The organism is Roseiarcus sp. (genome assembly GCF_052145395.1).
Taxonomy (GTDB): domain Bacteria; phylum Pseudomonadota; class Alphaproteobacteria; order Rhizobiales; family Beijerinckiaceae; genus Roseiarcus.
Genome location: NZ_JBKQOT010000689.1, coordinates 1 through 2,569, shown reverse-complemented (window position 1 = coordinate 2,569; position 2,569 = coordinate 1). Strand labels below are relative to the sequence as shown.

Below are 2,569 nucleotides of genomic sequence, written 5' to 3'. Positions count from 1 at the left end.
GGCCAAACCGTCCGGCGGCGCCCGCTTCCTGCGCAGAACTGCCGTTGCTCCAGTCGGGCGTGCCAGCGCCTCTCCCCACCGTAGGTGAAGTCAGTAAAGTCAGTGAAAATATATCCGCAGTTCTGGACCGCAGACATCAGCAACTGTCTGTGTTTCACGAAGGCCGCACGCGCGACTGCGGATGTATTTTCACTGAGTTTACTGATCTCACTGACTGGGGCGGCGATCAGCCATGAATGGCCATTGCGGCCGCTCCGGCCACTTTTGTGGCCGATATGACCGCCGCCTCGGCGCCGGTCGGAGGGCCTCAACCATACGTGCACACAACGGTTTCGCCACTGACGATTCGACCGGTTGACAATGTGTTCCCCGTTGTCGGATCGGTCATCACGATGGGCGATCCTTGGCCGGCGAGCACCGAGCCCTGCAGCCCGGTTGTCGCAGCCGTCGCCGACGCGAACTCGACCGATCCGTAGTTGGCGAGTGTGGTTAGATTGCCGTTCAGATCGTTTGGCCGCTCGACGATCCATTCCGCGCAACCGCCGATCAATTTGACTGTCGGCGGTGCAGCTATCGATGTGATTGTCCCAACGCTCGCACCTGCGGGGCCGGAATCCGAGGTCATGTAGACGTTCGCAGTCGTAGGCGATGTGATCCAGATCGAAGTTGCGAAGGTGGCGCCGAATCGAACGGGCATATTCATGATGCCCACATCCGGCGAGTTGATTCCCAGCCCTTGTGCGAGCCATTCCCAAAACGCAAGCCAAGTCAGGTTGCCCGAACCGTCGACCGTGAGCAGAGTGCCGGCCTGAACGAGATTGTTTGCCAGATTGGGGTTGACCGTCGGGTCGCCGTCGATCCCGACCCAGATCATGCAATAGTCCACGTTGCCATCGACGTTTTGGAGAACAGGAACGTTCCATTGGCCGCCCACGGCGCCGCCAATCAGCTGTGCGGTCGGGGCAGCGACCACGGCGCCGGACCAATTTTTCGATCCGCCGATAACCGAGGGCTGTTGCGGCAGGTGACGTATGTTCGGGATTTCCGTGAATTGCGGGACGATGAATTGCAGTTTCCTATCGAAATTCTTCAGCCAGAACGCGTGCAGGGCAGGGTGTCTGTCCGGGTCGGGGCGCGGCGGCAGGCCGTGTTGCGCGAGCTCGGCCGGTGACGCGTCGGTGAGGCGCATGCCGTGCGGCGGCAGCGGAAACGTCGTTACGTTGAAACCCGAGCGAAGCTTATGTACGCGCGGACCGTCTTGGGTATCGGCCATCTGTTACGGCTCCCTGACTGAGGAATTTCTGCCGGCCGCCGAAACGGCTGTATCAGGCTTCTACTTGCGCTCGTTCACCCTCGGCGCGCCCTGTAAATTTTTAGCGCGCTTGGCATGTCGCGATTGTACTTCGCCCCGCAATCAGCCGCAACGGCAGACATTGGCGCGGTTATGACCAGGCATGTCTCGTTTGGGTAAACAAGTGACCCGCTCCCTAAGACGCACGCACGCGCCATGGATTTTAACGAGCAGCGCTGACCGCTGGCCACGCCTCTCAATAGGGCACTTGCCGCAGTACAGCGCGGGCGCGGGGAAGTTCATTGCGCTACCTCTGGCGGCCAGAGATCGTGCCGCAAATGTGTTTTCCATTTTTGCCGATACCGCGATTGAGCCGTGAATGGAATGCGCCGCGTCGACAAGTCGAGTATTAACGCTCGCCTGCGACGTGATTCGTCCCGCCGAACACTGCGCTCGAGCGGAGACGCGCAGGTCAATAAGACCGATTTGCGAATACGAAGCGCAATCAGGGATGACCGCTGTTTGGGCAACCTTTCCATACCGGGACTGCATAGGAATGCGCGCTTAGAGTCGGATTTGATCCGTTCGCAAAGCCGTCCGGCAACGGCCGCCATTTGTGCACCCCTGCCATTCCCGTGGGGCGCCAAGCGGTGGTCGCTGCGGCTCGGCACATGGCTCGGCGTCGGCAACGACCCGCGCTACACCCCGACCACCACCTTCGAGACCTTGCCGTTCCCCAAAGTCCTGACGCCGAACATCCCGGCGGCGCATGACGCCAGCGATCCCCGCGCGCAACGCATCGCCGCCGCCGCCAAGGCGCTCGACGACCCGCGCCGCGCCCGGCTGAACCCGCCCGATCTGGTCGATATCGTCCCCGAGGCGGCGCCGACCGCTGCGCCCGGCGAGGCGCTGCGGCGCGATCTTCGAGGCGTGGGGCGACAAGCCGTGGATGATCGACGGCGCTGCGGTGCGGGTGAGCTTGGTGTGCTTTGGAGAGAACCGTTCTCTCAGTAGCCCTCATCCTGACGAGCCGCGCAGCGGCGTCTCGAAGGACAAGGGCGGGCCCGCACAAACGCCAACGTCAAGGGCTCCCTCGTCCTTCGAGACGGCGGCTTCGCCGCCTCCTCAGGATGAGGGAGCTATTGGCTCGGTGCAGCGCGCACGGCTCAGCGTCGTCGTTCGTAATCGACGAAACAAAAGTCCGCCTCGTCCCTCGGCCCGCGAACGCCAGGCTCGCGCCGGGCCTCGCGCCATTCCGCCGGGTCGATCGGCGGGAAG

General features: G+C 62.7%; 3 protein-coding genes. 2 read left to right on the top strand and 1 reads right to left on the bottom strand.

What is annotated here, in order from left to right; all coding sequences use genetic code 11:
* Nucleotides 1–236, top strand: a 236-nt coding sequence (locus tag ACLP25_RS23565) for a hypothetical protein (protein ID WP_442471561.1), incomplete at its 5' end; no start/stop codon positions are given.
* 71 nt (nt 237–307) lie between these two features.
* Here the strand turns inward: ACLP25_RS23565 and ACLP25_RS23560 are convergent.
* The gene (locus tag ACLP25_RS23560; protein ID WP_442471560.1) at nt 308–1,273 is read right to left on the bottom strand and encodes a G1 family glutamic endopeptidase; all 966 of its coding nucleotides are present in this window, start codon (nt 1,271–1,273) and stop codon (nt 308–310) included.
* A gap of 540 nt (nt 1,274–1,813) precedes the next feature.
* Between ACLP25_RS23560 and ACLP25_RS23555 the strand changes: the two genes are divergently transcribed.
* Nucleotides 1,814–2,305: a hypothetical protein gene (locus ACLP25_RS23555; RefSeq protein ID WP_442471559.1), complete on the top strand. Its 492-nt coding sequence runs from the start codon at nt 1,814–1,816 to the stop codon at nt 2,303–2,305.
* Nucleotides 2,306–2,569: the final 264 nt, after the last annotated feature.

Coding starts and splice junctions, on each gene's coding strand:
- ACLP25_RS23560 (WP_442471560.1), bottom strand. CDS start 1,273: ATGGCCGATACCCAAGACGGTCCGCGCGTACATAAGCTTCGCTCGGGT.